At 66.7% G+C, this 18,741-nt stretch carries 15 protein-coding genes; 9 read left to right on the top strand and 6 right to left on the bottom strand.

Going from position 1 to position 18,741, the window contains the following annotated elements; translation table 11 throughout:
• The first annotated feature begins 66 nt into the window (after nt 1-66).
• Nucleotides 67-753 (top strand): transcriptional repressor LexA, encoded by a 687-nt coding sequence (lexA, locus tag C0V75_RS06160; RefSeq protein ID WP_101920049.1) that lies wholly within the window; start codon nt 67-69, stop codon nt 751-753.
• On the opposite strand, the gene C0V75_RS06155 is transcribed toward lexA, so the two are convergent.
• Nucleotides 747-2,795: a ComEC/Rec2 family competence protein gene (locus C0V75_RS06155; RefSeq protein ID WP_101920048.1), complete on the bottom strand. Its 2,049-nt coding sequence runs from the start codon at nt 2,793-2,795 to the stop codon at nt 747-749. The genes lexA and C0V75_RS06155 overlap by 7 nt on opposite strands.
• Before the next feature lie 98 nt (nt 2,796-2,893).
• On the opposite strand from C0V75_RS06155, the gene gltX reads away from it, so the two are divergent.
• On the top strand, nt 2,894-4,330 hold the full coding sequence (gltX, locus tag C0V75_RS06150; protein ID WP_101920047.1) for a glutamate--tRNA ligase: 1,437 nt from the start codon (nt 2,894-2,896) through the stop codon (nt 4,328-4,330).
• Between the two features lie 74 nt (nt 4,331-4,404).
• Entirely contained in the window at nt 4,405-5,700 is a 1,296-nt protein-coding gene (gltA, locus tag C0V75_RS06145; protein ID WP_101920046.1) for a citrate synthase, read from the top strand.
• A 46-nt stretch (nt 5,701-5,746) separates the two neighbouring features.
• Here the strand turns inward: gltA and C0V75_RS06140 are convergent, their stop codons facing one another.
• Together C0V75_RS06140 and C0V75_RS06135 are read right to left on the bottom strand one after the other, a co-directional pair.
• The gene (locus tag C0V75_RS06140) at nt 5,747-8,017 is read right to left on the bottom strand and encodes a xanthine dehydrogenase family protein molybdopterin-binding subunit (RefSeq protein WP_101920045.1); all 2,271 of its coding nucleotides are present in this window, start codon (nt 8,015-8,017) and stop codon (nt 5,747-5,749) included.
• A gap of 102 nt (nt 8,018-8,119) precedes the next feature.
• Entirely contained in the window at nt 8,120-9,265 is a 1,146-nt protein-coding gene (locus tag C0V75_RS06135) for a type III PLP-dependent enzyme (protein ID WP_101920044.1), read from the bottom strand.
• 217 nt (nt 9,266-9,482) lie between these two features.
• Between C0V75_RS06135 and C0V75_RS06130 the strand changes: the two genes are divergently transcribed.
• Nucleotides 9,483-9,914 carry an Lrp/AsnC family transcriptional regulator gene (locus C0V75_RS06130; RefSeq protein ID WP_101920043.1) on the top strand — a complete coding sequence of 144 codons (432 nt, stop codon included), beginning with the start codon at nt 9,483-9,485 and terminating at the stop codon, nt 9,912-9,914.
• A 99-nt stretch (nt 9,915-10,013) separates the two neighbouring features.
• Here the strand turns inward: C0V75_RS06130 and C0V75_RS06125 are convergent, their stop codons facing one another.
• The gene (locus tag C0V75_RS06125) at nt 10,014-10,643 is read right to left on the bottom strand and encodes a TetR/AcrR family transcriptional regulator (protein ID WP_101920723.1); all 630 of its coding nucleotides are present in this window, start codon (nt 10,641-10,643) and stop codon (nt 10,014-10,016) included.
• A gap of 97 nt (nt 10,644-10,740) precedes the next feature.
• On the opposite strand from C0V75_RS06125, the gene C0V75_RS06120 reads away from it, so the two are divergent.
• The 5 genes from C0V75_RS06120 to C0V75_RS06100 all read left to right on the top strand — a co-directional run bounded on the left by C0V75_RS06120 (nt 10,741) and on the right by C0V75_RS06100 (nt 16,726).
• Nucleotides 10,741-11,187, top strand: a complete 447-nt coding sequence (locus C0V75_RS06120) for an ABA4-like family protein (protein WP_101920042.1) — start codon at nt 10,741-10,743, stop codon at nt 11,185-11,187.
• Entirely contained in the window at nt 11,184-12,008 is an 825-nt protein-coding gene (locus C0V75_RS06115) for a hypothetical protein (protein ID WP_101920041.1), read from the top strand. The genes C0V75_RS06120 and C0V75_RS06115 overlap by 4 nt, the downstream gene beginning before the upstream one ends.
• Nucleotides 12,009-12,088: 80 nt before the next feature.
• Complete coding sequence (locus C0V75_RS06110; RefSeq protein ID WP_101920722.1) at nt 12,089-14,998, top strand: valine--tRNA ligase; 2,910 nt, start codon at nt 12,089-12,091, stop codon at nt 14,996-14,998.
• A 121-nt stretch (nt 14,999-15,119) separates the two neighbouring features.
• Complete coding sequence (locus C0V75_RS06105) at nt 15,120-15,452, top strand: DUF1992 domain-containing protein (RefSeq protein WP_101920040.1); 333 nt, start codon at nt 15,120-15,122, stop codon at nt 15,450-15,452.
• A 161-nt stretch (nt 15,453-15,613) separates the two neighbouring features.
• Entirely contained in the window at nt 15,614-16,726 is a 1,113-nt protein-coding gene (locus tag C0V75_RS06100) for a pyridoxal phosphate-dependent aminotransferase (protein ID WP_101920721.1), read from the top strand.
• A 7-nt stretch (nt 16,727-16,733) separates the two neighbouring features.
• On the opposite strand, the gene C0V75_RS06095 is transcribed toward C0V75_RS06100, so the two are convergent.
• Both C0V75_RS06095 and gatB read right to left on the bottom strand, forming a co-directional pair.
• On the bottom strand, nt 16,734-17,108 hold the full coding sequence (locus tag C0V75_RS06095; RefSeq protein ID WP_101920039.1) for a DUF4177 domain-containing protein: 375 nt from the start codon (nt 17,106-17,108) through the stop codon (nt 16,734-16,736).
• Nucleotides 17,109-17,223: 115 nt separating this feature from the next.
• Nucleotides 17,224-18,735: an Asp-tRNA(Asn)/Glu-tRNA(Gln) amidotransferase subunit GatB gene (gene gatB, locus C0V75_RS06090; protein WP_101920038.1), complete on the bottom strand. Its 1,512-nt coding sequence runs from the start codon at nt 18,733-18,735 to the stop codon at nt 17,224-17,226.
• Between the last annotated feature and the right edge of the window lie 6 nt (nt 18,736-18,741).

The raw sequence follows: 18,741 nt of genomic DNA, 5'->3' as shown, positions 1-18,741 counted from the left end.
CCGGTTGACACAAAACGGGAACACAGGTAGAACATTGAACCAACTGTTCGGTGATGGAGGGGCCTGATGCTGACCCGGAAACAACTGGAACTTCTTGATTTCATCAAGACCCGCATGGATGCCGACGGCGTCCCGCCATCCTTCGACGAAATGAAAGAGGCGCTCGACCTGCGCTCAAAATCCGGCATCCACCGCCTGATCACGGCGCTGGAGGAGCGCGGCTTCATCCGCCGCCTCGCCCACCGCGCCCGTGCGCTGGAAATCGTCAAGCTGCCCGAGGCGATGGAAAAACCGGGCTTCAAGCCCCGCGTCATCGAAGGGGCCAAGGCCGAAGCGCCGCGCAACGCCCTGCCGGTCGAGGCGGTCCATGCGCTCGAACTGCCCGTGATGGGCCGTATCGCCGCCGGCGTCCCGATCGAGGCGATTGCCGAGGTGTCCCACCACATCGCCGTGCCGGGCTCCATGCTGTCAGGGCGCGGCCATCACTACGCGCTGGAGGTGAAGGGGGACTCGATGATCGAGGCGGGCATCAACGATGGCGACATCGTCGTGATCCGCGAACAATCCACCGCCGAAAACGGCGATATCGTCGTCGCGCTGGTGGAAGACCATGAAGCGACGCTGAAACGCTTCCGCCGCCGTGGCAGCATGATCGCGCTGGAGGCGGCGAACCCCGCCTATGAAACCCGCGTCTTCCCGGATCACGCCGTCCGCGTGCAAGGGCGCCTCGTCGGCCTGATCCGCACCTACTGACCCGCCGCGAAAAAGCGGGCGGGGTCATCCACCCCGTCCCGCGACCACAGCCTGCGCCCCGGATGGGTGACACGCAGCGCCATTCCATCCCCCGTCACCATCACCGCCAGGGTGCCGCTCCGGCGCAACCGCTCCGGTGTCACCGCGAGGCACGCTCCTTGGGGCAAGGGCCCCGCCTCCATGACCACGATGGCATGGGCGCGACAGGCCGCCTCGGCCTGTTCGGGGCGCGACAGGATCACCCCCGTCCCCGTCCCCAGAGCAAAGACCGCGCCCATCGGCCCCTCGGCAAAGCCCGCACGCCCCGCCGCCACCGCCTGCCTTGCCAGATCGCCGTCATTCTCCAGCCAGTTGCGCAGCATGAACCCATCCCCCCGCGCCGCCGACAGCGCCCGCCCCTCCGGCCCCATCACACCGACAACCCCCTCCCCCCCGATCAGGACCGTGGGCCGCGCCCCCTGCATCCACAGCACCAACGCCACCATCACCGGCGCCACCCCCGCCCACCGCGCCCGCCCCTGCCAGAAGCACAACCAGCACAGGCCCAGCGTCAGCACCGGCAGCACCGCCCCCGGCGGGGCCGGGATCGCCGTCACCGCCCCTTCCAACCGCGCCACCTCATGCGCCACAAACAGGATCCAGCGGCAGCCCATCTCCAGCACCCAGAGCGCCATTGGCGCCAGCCCGAACGGCCACAAGAGCGCGGCCATCACCCCCGCAGGCATCACCACCGCCGCCATCACCGGCCCGGTCAGCAGATTGGCAATCAGCCCATAATCCGTGAACCGGTTGAAATGCGCCGCCGCAAAGGGCGCCGTGGCAAGGCCGCCAAGCAGGGATGACAGGACCAGCGTCGCCACGAATTGCGCGCCCCGCGACCATTGCCGCCGTGCCATCCGCTCGGCCCACCAGCCGAACCCGAGGATGAGCGCAATGGTGGCGGCAAAGCTCATCTGGAACCCCGGCGACAACAGCGCCTCGGGCTGCCAGAACAGGATCACCGTCCCGGCCACCGCAACCGACCGCAGCGTGATCGCGCGGCGGTCCATGAGCACCGCTCCCAGCATCACCGCCACCATGATGAAGGCCCGCTCCGTCGCGACATTCGCCCCGGACAGCAAGAGGTAGAACAGCGCCGCGCCCAGGGCGACCACCGCCGCGATCTTCTTGCCGTTCACCCGCAGGGCGGCGGGCGGGATCAGGGCCAGCCCGAACCGCAGCAGCGCAAAGACGAAGGCCGTCAGAAAGGCCATGTTCATCCCCGAAATCGCCAGCAGATGCGCCAGCGAAGAATCCCGCAGCGCCGCCACCGCCTCCACCGAAAGCCCCGACCGATCCCCCGTCATCACCCCCGCCGCAAAGGCCCCGGCATCGCCCGGAATGGCGGCCCGGATCGCGCCGGAAAGATAGGCCCGCAACCGCCCGATGCGCGCCTCCCCCGGCGCTGCCTCCTCCCACAAAAGAGCGGGGTGCCGCGTATAGCCGACCGCCCCCAGCCCGTCGAAAAAGGCATCCCGGCGAAAGTCGAAGGCCCCCGGCTCCACCGGCCCCGGCGGCGGCGACAGGAAGGCCGTCGCCATCACCACCTGCCCCGGCTGCGGATCGTGCCACAGCCGATCCCCCTGCAAGGACAGCCGCACCCGTGCAGGCGTCTCCTGCGGCGGCAACTCCGCGATCCAGACCCGGTCCAGCGTGATCCGCAACGCCCCGGCCTGCGACCGGTCGATCAGCACCACACGCCCCGTGACCGGACCATAGACCTCCCCGCCCAGGATCGGCGCCGCCACCATCCAGGCCCGCCCCCCGCAGAGCAGAAAGCCCATCCCCAGGGCCGCCGCAAAGATCAGCACGGGCCGCGCCCCTGCGGCCCACAAAACCCCCGCCGCCAGCGCGCCCACATACAGCGCCACGGCGGCGTAAAGGGCGGCAGTCGGCTCCTGTGCCAGGCCGAACCAGACCCCGATCCCGCATCCAAGCCCGACCGGAAAGAAGGGCAGCAACCGCCCGTGCTGACGGGCCAGCGCCTCGGCCAAGAACCGCATCCCGTCCGCCGCCCCGCCCACCTTGTTTCCGGCCCCGCATTTGCCTAGACAGGCGCCTGACCCTAGACCCGACCGGTTTCCGAAAGGTTAACACCTCCATGAGCGACGCCTCTTCCGCCGCCCGCCCCGGCCAAGCGCCGGTCGTCACCCGTTTCGCCCCCTCGCCCACCGGCTATCTCCATATCGGCGGCGGGCGCACGGCGCTGTTCAACTGGCTCTATGCCCGTGGCCGGGGCGGCAAGTTCCTGCTGCGGATCGAGGATACCGACCGCGAGCGGTCCACCCCTGCGGCGACCGAGGCTATCCTTCAGGGCCTGCGCTGGCTGGGCCTCGACTGGGACGGCGAGGCGGTCAGCCAGTTCGAACGCCGCGACCGCCATGCCGAAGTGGCGCATGAGATGCTCGCCCGCGGCACGGCCTATAAATGCTTCTCCACGGCCGAAGAAATCGCCGCCTTCCGCGCCGCGCAAGAGGCGCAGGGCGCCTCCTACGCCATCTTCCAAAGCCCCTGGCGCGATGCCGATCCCGCCACCCATCCGGCGGGGGCGCCCTATGCCATCCGGATGCGCGCCCCGCGCGAGGGTGAAACTCTGGTCGAGGATGCCGTTCAGGGAACCGTGCGCTTTGGCAATGACCAGTTGGATGACATGATCGTGCTCCGTTCCGACGGAACGCCCACCTATATGCTGGCCGTCGTGGTGGATGACCATGACATGGGCGTCACCCATGTCATCCGGGGCGACGACCACCTCAACAACGCCGCCCGCCAGCAGATGGTCTATGATGCGATGGGCTGGGCGATCCCGGTTTGGGCGCATATCCCGCTGATCCACGGCCCCGATGGCAAGAAGCTCTCCAAACGCCATGGGGCGACGGCGGTCGGCGACTATCAGCTTCAGGGCTATCCGGCCGCCGGGATGCGGAACTACCTCTCGCGCCTCGGCTGGGCGCATGGGGATGCGGAATTCTTCACCTCCGAACAGGCGATGGAATGGTTCGACCTGTCGGGAATCGGGCGCTCTCCGGCGCGGCTGGATTTCAAGAAACTGGAAAACATCTGCGGCCAGCATATCGCCGCTGCCGATGATGCTGCACTGCTGCATGAAATCGAGGCATTTCTCGCAGCCACCGGCAAGGCGCCGCTGACGCCCCCCCAACGCGACCTCCTGTCGCGCGCCCTCTACTGCGTCAAGGAACGGGCGAAGACCTTCCCCGAACTCCTTGAAAAGGCGCATTTCGCCCTGACTGCACGCCCCATCGTCCCGGACGCGGCCTCGGCGCCCGCGCTGGACACGGTATCCCGTGGTATACTGAAATCGTTGACGCCGCGCCTGCAAACTGCTAGCTGGACGAAGGAGGGTCTGGAGCCGATCCTGACCGAAACCGCCACGGCCCACGGCATCGGATTTGGCAAACTGGCCGCCCCGCTGCGTGCCGCCCTTGCCGGGCGCAGCGCGACACCAAGCGTCTACGACATGATGCTCGTCATCGGTCGGGATGAAACGATTGCGCGGCTTGAGGAGGCTGCGGGCTGACCCCCTGCCCCCTCGCGCCGCAATGCTGCACCCGCCGCTCCCGCTCGGCGCGGCCTAACGAGGGACGTTGAGAGATGGCCGAAGGCAAGAGAACCGCGACGCTGACACTGGACGGCAAGACCTATGATCTGCCGATCCACGAACCCACTCTCGGGCCCAGCGTCCTCGACATCCGCAAGCTCTATGGCGAGGCGGATGTCTTCACCTTCGACCCCGGCTTCACCTCCACCGCCGCCTGCGAAAGCGCCATCACCTACATCGACGGCGATGCCGGCGAATTGCTGCATCGCGGCTATCCGATCGAACAGCTTGCGGAAAAGTCCACCTATCTCGAACTCTGCTATCTGCTGCTTTACGCGGAACTGCCCACGGCGGCGCAACTGGCCGATTTCAAGGGCCGCGTGACGCGCCATACGATGGTGCATGAACAGATGCACTACTTCTTCCGTGGCTTCCGCCGGGACAGCCACCCGATGGCCACGATGGTCGGCGTGGTGGGCGCGATGTCGGCCTTCTATCACGACTCGCTCGACATCAACGACCCGTGGCAGCGCGAGGTTGCGGCGATCCGGATGATCGCGAAACTGCCGACCATCGCCGCGATGGCCTACAAGTATTCGATCGGTCAGCCCTTCGTCTATCCGAAGAACAGCCTCGATTATGCGGGCAATTTCCTGCACATGTGCTTCTCGGTCCCGGCCGAGGAATATGTGGTCGATCCGGTCCTGTCCAAGGCAATGGACCGCATCATGATGCTGCATGCCGATCACGAACAGAACGCCTCCACCTCCACGGTGCGTCTGGCGGGATCGTCGGGCGCGAACCCCTTCGCCTGCATCGCGGCGGGCATCGCCTGCCTCTGGGGCCCGGCCCATGGCGGCGCGAACCAGGCCTGTCTGGAAATGCTGCGCGAAATCGGCAGCGTGGACCGCATCCCGGAATACATCGCCCGTGCCAAGGACAAGAACGATCCCTTCCGCCTGATGGGCTTTGGCCACCGCGTCTACAAGAACTTCGATCCGCGCGCCAAGGTGATGAAGGAATCGGCGGATGAGGTGCTGGGCCTGATGGGGATCGAGAACAACCCCACCCTTCAGGTCGCAAAGGAGCTGGAGCGCATCGCGCTGGAGGATGATTATTTCGTCTCCAAGAAGCTCTATCCGAACGTGGATTTCTACTCTGGCATCATCCTTGATGCGATGGGCTTCCCCACCTCGATGTTCACGCCGATCTTCGCGCTGTCGCGGACGGTGGGCTGGATTTCGCAGTGGAAAGAGATGATCGGCGAGGCGAACCAGAAGATCGGCCGTCCGCGCCAGCTTTATGTCGGCCAGACAAAGCGCGATTACGTCGATCTGAAGCACCGCTGAACAATCGGGAAAAGACCAGAAACGGCGGCCCCTTGGCCGCCGTTCTTCATTTGGCGTCCTGCAACCACTGCCACACGCGCTGCGGGCTGAACGGCATGTCCACCCGCGCCACGCCCCGCGGGGCCAGCGCATCGCGCACCGCGTTGGAAATGGCCCCCAACGCCCCCACCGTCCCCGCCTCGCCGCAGCCCTTCATCCCGAACGGGTTCAGGACCGAGGGCACGGGTTCCGATGTGAACCCGATGAAGGGCAGGTCATCGGCGCGCGGCATCGCGTAATCCATGAAACTGGCCGTCAGCATCTGCCCCGCCTCGTCATGCACGGCGTTTTCCATCACCGCCTGACCGAAACCCTGCGCCACCCCGCCATGCACTTGGCCGATGGCCAGTTCCGGCGCGATCAGCGTGCCGAAATCATCCACCACCGTATAGCGGTCCAGCCGCACCGCCCCCGTTTCCGGGTCAATCTCCACCTCTGCCAGATGCGCGCCATTGGGGAAGGACCGCCCCTCCAGCGTGATGGTCGCCGCCCGGTCACAAAGGTCATCCCGCCCCTTCGCCCGCGCCATCTCCGCCGCCTCGGCCAGCGTCAGCCGCAGGTTCGATCCCGGCGCACCGAAGGCGAGGTCGTCGAAACGCATCCCCTCCACCCCCGTTTCCTCGGCCAGAAAGGCCGCCAGCCCCTCGGCCAGTTGAATCACCGTCGCCCGCGTCGCCGTCCCCTGCACCGTCACCGACCGTGAACCGCCCGTGCCACCCCCCGCCGGGATGGCATCGCTGTCGCCCTGCACGACGCGGATCTTGCCCTCCTCGATCCCCGTCATCCCCGCCAGCATCCGCGCATAAACCGTCTCATGCCCCTGCCCGTTCGACTGGGTGCCGACATAGAGCGTGGCCCCGCCATCGGCCTCCAGCACCACCCGCGCGGTTTCCGACGGGTCGCCTAGGATCGATTCGATATAGGTCGCCAGCCCCAACCCCCGGAGCATCCCCTTCGCCTCACTTGCCGCCCGCCGCGCGGCGAAGCCCGCCACGTCCCCCTCCACCTCGGCCCGCGACAGCACGCGGTCAAAATCACCCACGTCGATCACCTGCCCCGTAACCGTGCGATAGGGGAAGGCCCGGATGAAATTCCGCCGCCGCAGGTCAAAGGGATCGGCCCCCAGAACCCGCGCCGCCTCGTCCATCACCCGCTCGATCGTCAGGATGGCCTCGGGCCGCCCGGCCCCGCGATAGGCATCGACAGGGGCGGTGTTGGTGAACACCCCCAGCGTGTTCTGCCAGGCATTGGGGATGTCATAGACCCCGGTCAGGACCTTGGAAAACAGTTCCGATTGAATGGGTTGCCCGAATTGCGAGTTATAGGCGCCAAGGTTGGAAAGCACCGTCACCCGATAACCGGTGATCTTCAGATCGGCATCGAACCCCATCTCCGCCCGCGCGATCAGGTCGCGCCCGGCATTGTCGGACAGCATCCCCTCGCCGCGTTCGGCCATCCAGCGCACCGGACGGCCCAGCATCCGCGCCGCCTGCGCGATGACCACATATTCGGGATAGGTCATCGCCTTCATGCCGAAACCGCCGCCCACATCGGGATTGGTCACCCGCACCGCCGCCTCCGGCAGGCCCAGCATCCGCGCCAGTTCCTTCTTCTGCGTCCAGACCCCCTGCCCGTTCACCGCCAGATGCAGCCGCTCCTCCTGCCACTCGGCCCAGGCCCCGCGCGGTTCCAGCGGGTTCACGATCACCCGGTTGTGGATCACTTCCAGACGCACCAGATGGGCCGACGCTGCCAGCGCCGCCGCCGTCTCCGCCTCGCGCCCGATGCCATAGTCGAAGGCAAGGTTGCCGGGGGCCTCGGGATGGATCGCCTCCTCCCCCGGCTCCAGCGACAGCGCGACGGGCAGCTCGTCAATCTCCACCTCGATCAGCTCCGCCGCATCCCGCGCCTGATCCAGCGTCTCGGCCACCACCATAGCGATGGCCTCGCCCACGAACCGCACCCGCCCCTCGGCCAGCACAGGGCGTGCAGGCCCCGCCCCCTTGCTGCCGTCGCGGTTCGTCACCCGGGAAAACCGCATCCCCGTCTGCACCCCTGCCGCGCGCAGATCATCGGCCGTCAGCACCAGATGCACCCCGGGCGCCGCCCGCGCCGCCGTCACATCCAGCCCGGTAATCACCCCATGCGCCCGGTCAGACCGCAGGAACCATGCCCTGAGCGAATTTTCCGGCGCGATATCATCGACATAGCGTCCTTGCCCCGTCAGGAAGCGGACATCCTCGATCCGACGGGCGGGCTGCGACTGGCCGAATTTCATGGGGGATTCCTTCCACAGGTCGCCGCAAAACCTACGCCCCCGGCCGGGAATGTCCAGCCGGGGGCGCAAAAGGTTAACGCAGTGTTAAGGCGAAGGACCGTCTCAGACCTTGAGCGACAGCACCGTGGCCAGCGCCAGTTCCCCGAACCCGTTGAAGCGTGTGTTGGTCACCGTCGAATAGGCGCCCATCCCCTGCACGATCACATAATCGCCTTCGGCGATATCGGACGGCAGCGGCACCTCGCCCGGCAGGCGGTCCACGGAATCGCAGGTCGGGCCAAAGACGATGCGCGGCAGCGCCGCCCCCGTCCGCAGCACGCCCTCATCCGACAGAACCTCCACCCGGTCGATCACGCCGATCAGCGGCAGTTCGGTCAGGCTTCCATAGACGCCGTCATTCAGGAAGACATGCGTGTCATCGCGCAGCGCCTTGACGCGGGCCGCCAGCGTGAAGGCATCGCCGCACAGGCCCCGGCCCGGTTCGCAGATCAGCATCGGGCGGGCGGCACCGAAAGCCTCGGTCGCCACGCGGTCGATCAGGTCGAAGGTGGCCTCCAACTGAGGCACCACGCCCATCAGGCGGTGCGACGGGAAACCGCCGCCCACGTTCAGCCGCGCGATGGTCACACCCGCATCCCGCGCGATCTCTGCGGCGGTGCGGATATAGGCCTCCCAGGCGGCCGGATCGGTGCATTGCGTGCCCGGATGGAAGGTGACAGACGGGATAAAGCCCGCCTCGGCCACGCGGCGCAGCAGATCGGCCGCCAGTTCCGCCGTCGCCCCGAACTTCGCCCCGAAATTATAGGCCGCCCCTGCAACGGGCAGCTTGAACCGGACGGAGATTTCGCTGTCCCCGGCGGGGACATGGGCGATCAGCTTTTCCAGCTCCGACCGCGAATCGACGGACCAGGACTTCACGCCCTTCTCCACCGCATGGGCGATTTCGGCCAGCGACCGGACGGGGTTGTTGTAATGGATGGCCGCATCGGGGGCGAGGCGGCGGATCAGGTCGATCTCGAAGGGCGAGGCGCAGTCATAGCCGCGCACGCCAGCGGCAGCGAGGTTTTCGATCACCTCTTCGCCGGGATTGGACTTCACCGCATAGGTCACCATGCCGGGGAAGCCATCAATGAACCGCCGCGCCGCGGCCTGAAGCGCCGAGGGCGAAAAGAACAGCACCGGATGCTCCGGCTGCTGGTTGCGGAGGAATTCGGTCGGATTGGTCCAGATCGTTTTGGACAGTCCCATCGGCGTGATCCTTTCTGCCAACAAGACGCAAGCCCTCCCCGTTGCTCGTTCACGGGACGGCAAGGCACCTGCGCGGTTTTTCCAACCAGGCCAGGTGCGTATGAGCCGCCCTTTTCCTGCAACTGAGGATGCCGCATATGGTGTACAAACTCACCGAACAAAACTGTATAAATGAAGTGAAACGTCGTTATAATGACGAAAAGATCGGGCAGATTGCATGGACGAACTGGATCGCAACATCATCGGGCTTCTGGGGGCGGATGCCCGTATGTCGGTGGCGACGCTGTCACGACGACTAAAGGTTGCGCGGTCCACCATTCAGGCGCGGCTGGAACGGCTGGAAACGACCGGTGTCATCGCCGGATATACCCTGAAACTGGGCGAAGGGGCGCGGCAGGGGCGGCTGCGGGCCTCGGTCCTGCTCACCATCGAACCCCGCGCGCAGGCGGGAATCCTGCAACGGCTGAAGGCGATTGCCGAGGTGGAGCGGGTCTTCACCACGAGCGGAAGGTTCGACCTGCTGCTTCAGATCGCCTGCCCCAATACGCAGGTTCTGGATCAGGTGCTGGACCAGATCGGCACCATCACCGGGGTCAGATCCTCGGAAAGCCTGATCCATCTGAGCACGCGCCTGGACCGGGCAGTCTAACCTGAAACGGCTGTGCCGGACTCTGTGCCGCAAACTGTGCCGCAAACTGTGGCCACGCCGCGCACGGCAGATTGAGGAAGGATCAACCGCCCTCGCCCGTCACCGCCGGGGCAGCGCGCGGCGCAGGACGCCCGCGATCATCGCCTCTCGCGCCTCGGGCGGCAGGGTCAGCATTCCCGACAGCCGCCCGGAGGCCAGCAGATCGGCCAGCCCATGCGCCATGGCCCAGACCGCTCCCTCATCCGCCGTGCTGGTCCCCCCCGCCGCCGACACCTGATCGACCAGATGCTGAAAGGCCGCCCGCGCCGCCTGCCCCAGCTCGGCATCGCCGAAATCTGGCCGCTCTGACTGCCACAAGAGATGGAACAGCGCCGGCCGCGCCATGGCGAAATCGACATAGCCAAGGCCCGCCGCCACAAGCTGCTCTCCCGGATCGGGCGGGGCCTCTGCCTCGCGCGCCGCCTGCGCGGCGAGGAACTGGCGGAACCCTTCCGCCGCCAGCGCCGTGAGCAGGCCCTTCGCATCGCCGAAATGATGCGCCGGTGCGGCATGGCTGACCCCGGCCCGCTTGGCCACCTGCCGCAGCGAGAACCCCTCTACCCCCCGCTCGGCCAGTTCTTCCTCCGCCGCCGCCAGAAGGGCCGCGCGCAGATCGCCGTGGTGATAGGGCCGCGTCGCGCCGGGATCGGCGGGCGGCGACGGGCGCAGTCGGGGCGGTTGGTCGGTCATGACCCTGACATATCGCCCCATCTTGTCACTGGCAAGATTTTCCTTGACAGACCGCTGCCGCCCCATATCCTGACAGTGTCAAGATAAGGAGCCCGCAATGCCGACCGATCCCCATATCCTGTTCCAGTATTCCGGCCCGCTTGCGATGCTGGGCTGGCTGATCCTCGCCCTCGCCCCGCTTGCGCCCCGCCTGGCCGGGCTTGTGGCAGGGCTGGCGATCCCGGCCATCCTGTCGGTCGGCTATACCGCGCTGATCCTTGCCCACTGGGCCGATGCGCCGGGCGGCTTTGACAGCCTCGCCAATGTGATGGCGCTCTTCACCGATCCGCCTGTCGCCTTGGCGGGATGGCTGCATTACCTCGCCTTCGACCTGTTGATCGGCGCATGGATCACCCGCACCGCCCGCGCCGAAGGCATCCCGCATCTTCTGATCCTGCCCTGCCTCGTGCTGACCTTCCTTTTCGGCCCCGCAGGCTTCCTTGCCTTCCTCATCCTCCGCGCCGGTTTCACCGCCCGCGCCCGCATGACCGGAGTGTCCGCATGACCGCCGCCCTCGCCACCCCATCCGCCTCTGCCCCGGATCTGCGCCGCCTCTGGACAGATGCGCCTGCGCTGACCCTGACCTCGGTGATCCTGATCCTTGGCCTCATCCCGCTCTACGCGGCCATGTCGCTCGACCTGCGGGACTTTCAGGGCAACAGCCCCTGGACGAAGCCGGTGAAGTTCCACTACGCCCTGGCGATCTATGCGATCAGCCTTGCCTTCTTCGCCCGCTACATGCCCGAGGCCACCCGCAAGGGCCGCCCCTGGCGCTGGTTCACGGGCGCGGTGGTCTTTGCCATCCTTGCCGAATGTGTCTGGCTCTGGGGCGCGGCCAGCCTGAACACGGCGGCGCATTTCAACACCGACCACCCGGTCTTTTCCGCCATCTATTCCCTGATGGGCGCCTTCGCCGTGCTGCTGACCTCGGCCAGCCTCGTGATGGGGCTCTCCATCTGGCGCAATCCGGCGACAGGACTGCCCCCTGCGGTCAAGCTGGCCGTCGCGCTCGGCCTGATCCTGACCTTTGTGCTGACCGTGCCGACCGCGGGCTACCTCTCCTCGGCCGGGGGGCATTTCGTGGGCACGCCCGTCACCGGGGCCACCCTGCCCCTCTTCGGCTGGTCGCGCGAGGTGGGCGATCTGCGGGTGGCGCATTTCCTGTCCACCCATGCGCTGCATGGCCTGCCGCTCTGGGGCCTGATCGCCACGCGCATGGGCGATGCGCGCGGGGGGCTGACGCTGGTCTGGGGTGGCGCTGCGCTTTACATGATCCTTGTCGGCGCAACCTTCATCCAGGCGCTGAACGGGCAGCCCCTGTTCTGACACCCGGCCAGGGGCATCTGCCGCTTTCCCTCGCCGCGCACGCGCGCTAGAACCCCCGGCGACAGTCAGGGATGCATGCGATGCCGATGGAAAAGACCTTCAACGCCGCCGAGGCCGAAGCGCGGATTTCCGCGAAATGGATCGAGAGCAAGGCCTTCCGCGCCGGGGCGAATGCCAGGCCCGGCGCCGAAAGCTTCTGCGTCATGATCCCGCCGCCCAATGTGACCGGCTCGCTCCATATGGGCCATGCCTTCAACAACACCTTGCAGGACATCCTGACGCGCTGGCACCGGATGAAGGGGCATGACACGCTCTGGCAGCCGGGAACGGACCATGCCGGGATCGCCACCCAGATGGTGACCGAACGCGAGATGGCCCTGCATCAGGAACCCGACCGCCGCAGCATGGGGCGCGAGGCCTTTACCCGGCGCGTCTGGGAACAGAAGAAGAAATCCCGCGGCACCATCATCGGGCAGTTGCAGCGTCTGGGCTGTTCCTGCGACTGGGACCGCGAGGCCTTTACCATGTCGGGCGCACCCGCTGCGCCTGCGGGGGAAGAGGGCAATTTCCATGACGCGGTGATCCGGGTCTTCGTCGATCTCTACAACAAGGGCTTCATCTATCGCGGCAAGAGGCTGGTGAACTGGGACCCGCATTTCGAGACCGCGATCTCCGACCTTGAGGTCGAGAACACCGAAGTTGACGGCCATATGTGGCATTTCAAATACCCGCTCGCCGGGGGGGCCACCTATCGCTATGTCGAGAAGGATGCCGAGGGGCGCGTGGTGGTGGATGAGGTCCGCGACTACATCTCCATCGCCACGACCCGGCCTGAAACCATGCTGGGCGATGGCGCAGTGGCGGTGCACCCGTCCGATGAACGCTATGCCGCCATCGTCGGCAAGCTCTGCGAGATCCCGGTGGGGCCGAAGGAACACCGCCGCCTGATCCCGATCATCGCGGATGAGTACCCGGACCCCGCCTTCGGCTCCGGCGCGGTGAAGATCACCGGCGCGCATGACTTCAACGATTATGGCGTGGCCAAGCGCGGCGGCATCCCCTGCTATCGCCTGATGGACACCCGCGCCTGCCTGCGCGCGGATGGGGTGCCTTATGCCGAGGCGGCGGCCATCGCGCAGGCCGTGGCGCGGGGCGAGCGGGTGTTGTCGGAGGCCGAGGCGGATGCCCTGAACCTCGTCCCCGATCACCTGCGGGGGCTGGACCGGTTCGAGGCGCGGAAGCGCGTGGTGGAAGAGATCACCGCCGAGGGTCTGGCCGCGATGACGCGGGCGGATGATGCGCGACTGGGCAAGGCGGCGGTCAAAAAGGACGCCGAAGGGGCGGATGAACTCGTGCCGCTGGTCGAAGCCAAGAAGATCATGCAGCCCTTCGGTGATCGTTCGAAAACTGTAATTGAACCCATGCTGACGGACCAATGGTTCGTCGATACTGTTCGAATTGTGCAACCCGCTTTGGACGCCGTCCGCAACGGAACGGTGAAGATCATCCCCGAAAGCGGCGAGCGGACGTACTACCACTGGCTCGACAATATCGAACCCTGGTGCATCTCGCGCCAGCTCTGGTGGGGGCATCAGATCCCGGTGTGGTATGACGAAGAGGGCAAGCACTATTGCGCCCCGACCGAGGCCGAGGCGCAGGCCATGGCCCCCGGCAAGACCCTCACCCGCGACCCCGACGTCCTCGACACCTGGTTCTCCTCCGGTCTCTGGCCCATCGGCACGCTGGGCTGGCCCGAGGAAACGGACGCGCTGAAGCGCTATTTCCCGACCTCCGTCCTCATCACGGGCCAAGACATCCTCTTCTTCTGGGTCGCCCGGATGATGATGATGCAACTCGCCGTGGTGAATGAGGTGCCGTTCAGGACGGTCTACCTCCATGGCCTCGTGCGCGACGCAAAGGGCAAGAAGATGTCCAAATCCCTGGGCAATGTCATCGACCCGCTGGAGATCATCGACGAATACGGCGCCGATGCGCTGCGCTTCACCAATGCGGCGATGGCGAGCCTTGGGGGCGTGCTGAAACTCGATACCCAGCGCATCGCGGGCTATCGCAATTTCGGCACCAAACTCTGGAACGCCTGCCGCTTTGCCGAAATGAACGGCGTCTGGGAGGGCCACGCCACCCAATCCGCCCCGCCCCAGGCCACCGCCACCGCCAATCGCTGGATCATCGGGGAAACCCTGCGCACGCTGGCCGAAGTCGATGCCGCCCTGACCGACTACCGCTTCGATCAGGCGGCGGATGCGCTTTACAAATTCGTCTGGGGCAAGGTCTGCGACTGGTATGTGGAATTCGCCAAGCCCCTCTTCGACGGCGGCACCGCCACCGAGACCCGCGCGGTGATGGCCTGGGTGCTGGATCACTGCATGATCCTGCTGCATCCGATGATGCCCTTCATCACCGAAGAGCTTTGGGCCACCACCGGGAAACGCGCGAAGATGCTCGTCCATACCGACTGGCCCGCCGCCGACCTCTCCCTCGCCGATGCCGCCGCCGACCGCGAAATGGGCTGGGTCACCACCCTGATCGACGAGATCCGCTCCGCCCGCGCCCAGATGCATGTCCCGGTGGGCCTGAAGATCGACCTCGTCGCCACAACCCTTTCGGACGAGGCCCGCCAGGCCTGGGCGCGCAACGAGGTGCTGATCAAGCGCCTCGCCCGCGTGGAAACCCTGACCGAGGCCGCCACTGCCCCGAGGGGCAGCGTCTCCCTCGCCCTCGAAGGCGCGGCCTTCGCCATGCCGCTGGACGGCATCATCGACATCGCCGAAGAAAAGGCCCGTCTTTCCAAGGCGTTGGACAAGCTCGCCAAGGAAATCGGCGGGTTGAAGGGCCGCCTCAACAACCCTGCCTTCATCGCCTCCGCCCCGGAAGAGGTGGTGGACGAGGCCCGCAGCAACCTCGACGCGCGCGAGGATGAGGCCGCCAAACTCGATGCCGCCCTCAAGCGCCTGGCCGAGATCGGCTGACACTTTCTGTCGAAAAGTATCCCGAGGGGGTGAGCCCCCCGCAAGGGGGGCGAGGGGGGCGAGCAGCCCCCCTTTTCTTTGGCCGCCATCGGCACCACACTCGGCGCAAAGGAGACACCCGATGTCCTGGCTCAGCCGCCTTGCCGAACGTCAGATGCAGAAGGCCCGCCTGAAGGGCCAATTGCAGGGCTTGGAGGGCGAGGGCAAACCCCTGCCCGACCGCCCCGGCGATGCCTTCATCAGCCCCGGCGATGCCGTCGGATTCCGCATCATGGCCGAAGCAGGCGTTCTTCCCGAAGAAATCGTCCACAAGAAGGAAGCCGTACGCCTGCGCGATCTTCTTGCAGCCGAAACGGATGAAACCAGGCGCAAGGCGATCATGGCTGAACTCGCGCAGGTCGAGATGCGGCAGGCCATGGCCGAAGAGGCCCGCCGCCGTTTTCTGCGCGACTGATCCGACCTAAGCGAAAGCCCAGGAATTTTCCCGAAAATTCCTGGGCGTCCCGACCCGAAGAATTTTCGGCGAAAATTCTTCGGGTAACGGCGGGCAAGAATTTTCGGATGAAAATTCTTGCCCCCTTGCGCTCCCGCGCGGCGCTTGTTTCCCTGCGCCGCATGACCGGACCCCGCCTCACCCCGCTTGCCGCCCGCCTGCCCGACACTGTGCCCTTCGTCGGCCCCGAGACGCAGGAACGCGCCCTCGCGCGGCCCTTCCGTGCCCGGCTCGGCGCGAATGAAAGCCGCTTCGGCCCCTCGCCCCGCGCCGTGGCCGCGATGGCCGCCGCCGCGTCCGAGGCCTGGATGTATGGCGATCCCGAAATGCACGACCTGCGGGCCGCCATTGCCGCCCATCACGGGGTGACACCGGCCCATGTGATGGTCGGCGAAGGGATCGACGGGCTTCTTGGCACGCTGGTCCGCCTCACTGCCGGGCCGGGCGATGCCGTGGTCACCTCGCTTGGGGCCTATCCCACCTTCAACTTCCATGTCGCAGGCTTCGGCGCCGATCTCCACCGCGTCCCCTATCGCGACGACCGCGAAGACCCCGAGGCGCTGCTGGCCAAGGCAGGCGAGGTCGGGGCAAAGCTGATCTACCTCGCCAATCCCGACAATCCGATGGGAAGCTGGCATGAGGCCCCGGTGATCGAGGCGATGGTCGCCGCCCTGCCCGACGGCGCGCTGCTGGTGCTGGACGAGGCCTATGCCGACCTCGCCCCCGCCGACGCGATCCCCCGCCTTGCGCCGGATGATCCGCGGGTGATCCGGCTGCGCACCTTTTCCAAGGGGTATGGTCTGGCCGGGCTGCGGGTGGGCTATGCGCTGGCCGCGCCCGATCTGATCCGCGCCTTCGACAAGGTGCGCAACCATTTCGGCATGGGCCGCATCGCACAGGCCGGCGCCATGGCGGCGCTGGCCGATCAGGATCATCTGCGCTTGGTTCAGGCGCAGGTGGCCGCCGCGCGCGACCGCATCACCGCCATCGCCAGGGCAAACGGCCTTGCAGCCCTGCCCTCTGCCACCAATTTCGTCACCGTGGATTGCGGCCGCGACGGCGATTTTGCCCGCGCAGTGCTGCGCGGCTGCATCGCGCGCGGGCTCTTTATCCGGATGCCGGGCGTTGCCCCGCTGGACCGCTGCATCCGCATCAGCGCGGGCACCGGGGCCGATCTCGACGTGCTGGAGGAGGTGCTGCCGCAGGCCCTGACCGCCGCCCGGGCCGAGGCTTAGGCCAGGTTCATTCCGCCCGCCCCAGGGTCGGGGCGGGGCCCGGCACCGGCTCCACCGCCGGGCCGAGGCGCGGGGTCGGCACGGCCTCTGCCGCGGTCAGGCGCAGCGCGCCGGGCTCTGCCGGGGCGGCGACAAGCGCCCCCGGCCCTGCCAGGCTGCGGCGGAAGATCAGCACCGTCTGCTCCACCACCCGCGTCTTGGTGAATCCGGCACGTTCCTCGGTGGGCAGCGTCTCGGCGCGAACATATTCCCAGCCGTCGCGGCCCAGATCGTTCATCACATTGGACAGGGTCAGCGCGAAGCGGTCCTCGCTCGTCTTGGCCTCGCGCGATTTCGTGCCGCGGCGGGGGGCGGGGATGACCTTGTATTCGTGGCGCGGCATGGGGCTGGCTCCGGTCGATTGCGCGGGGAAAGTAGCGGTGGGCGGCGGGTCTTTGAAGGGGCAGACGCGCGGCAGCGGGCTTTCCCGCCGACGGCGCCTTGATCGGGGGCCCCGGTCAGAGCCCCAGCTTCGCGGCCACCATCTGGTTCACCACCGCCGGATTGGCCTTGCCCCCGGTGGCCTTGAGCACCTGCCCCGTGAACCACCCTGCCAGCTTGGCATTGACCTTGGCCTTCTCCACCTGTTCCGGGTTCGCGGCGATCAGGGCGTCCAGCGCCCGCTCGATCTCGCCCGTATCGGTGACCTGCTTCATGCCATGCTTGGCGGCCTGTTCCGCCGGGTCGCCACCTTCGGACCAGAGGATCTCGAACAGGTCCTTGGCCATCTTGGTGGTGATCTCGCCCGATGCGATCAGATCCAGCACGCCGCCGATCTGGGCGGGCGAAAGGGGGCTGTCCGCCACGCCCTTGCCTTCCTTGTTCAACCGGCCGAACAGCTCGTTGATGATCCAGTTCGCCGCCTGCTTGCCGTCGCGGCCCTTGGCCACCGCCTCGAAGAAGGCCGCGTTGTCCAGTTCGGCGGTCAGCACATTGGCATCATAGTCGGTCAGCCCGAAATCGGCCATGAAGCGGGCCTTCTTGGCATCGGGCAGTTCCGGCATCCGGGCCGCGATGTCATCCACCCAGGCCTGTTCGATCTCCAGCGGCAGCAGGTCCGGGCAGGGGAAATAGCGGTAATCATGCGCCTCTTCCTTGCTGCGCATCGACCGCGTCTCGCCCTTGTCGGGGTCGTAAAGCCGGGTTTCCTGATCGACCTTGCCGCCATCCTCCAGAATGGCGATCTGGCGCCGCGCCTCATAGTCGATGGCCGCCTGGATGAACCGCAGCGAGTTCATGTTCTTGATCTCGCAGCGCGTGCCGAGGTGCGAAAAGTCCTGGCTGGCCTGATAGCGTTCGTAATCGCCCGGACGGCAGACCGACACGTTGACATCCGCCCGCAGGTTGCCGTTCTGCATGTTGCCGTCGCAGGTGCCGAGATAGCGCAGAATCTGGCGCAACTTGGCCACATAGGCCGCCGCCTCTTCCGGGCCGCGGATATCGGGGCGGCTGACGATTTCCATCAGCGCCACGCCCGTGCGGTTGAAATCGACGAAGGACATGTTGGGGTCCATGTCATGGATCGACTTGCCCGCATCCTGTTCCAGATGGATGCGCTCGATCCGCACATGGCGGGCGACGCCCGGCCCCATCTCGACGATCACCTCACCCTCGCCCACGATGGGGTGGTAAAGCTGGCTGATCTGATAGCCCTGCGGCAGGTCGGGGTAGAAATAGTTCTTCCGGTCAAAGGCCGAGCGCAGGTTGATCTGCGCCTTCAGGCCAAGGCCCGACCGGACCGCCTGTTCCACGCAGAATTCGTTGATCACGGGCAACATGCCGGGCATCGCCGCATCGACGAAGGCCACGTTGGAATTGGGCTCCGCCCCGACGGCGGTGGAGGCGCCCGAGAAGAGCTTCGCGTTCGAGGCGACCTGGGCATGGATTTCCATCCCGATCACCAGTTCCCAATCGCCCTTCGCCCCGGCGATGACCTTGGGCTTCGGGGCCTCATAGCGGATGTCAAGCATGGGCTG

This window comes from Tabrizicola sp. TH137, from assembly GCF_002855575.1.
GTDB lineage: Bacteria > Pseudomonadota > Alphaproteobacteria > Rhodobacterales > Rhodobacteraceae > Paragemmobacter.
Note: the sequence above shows the minus strand (reverse complement) of the source record. Positions and strands in the feature narration are given on the sequence as shown.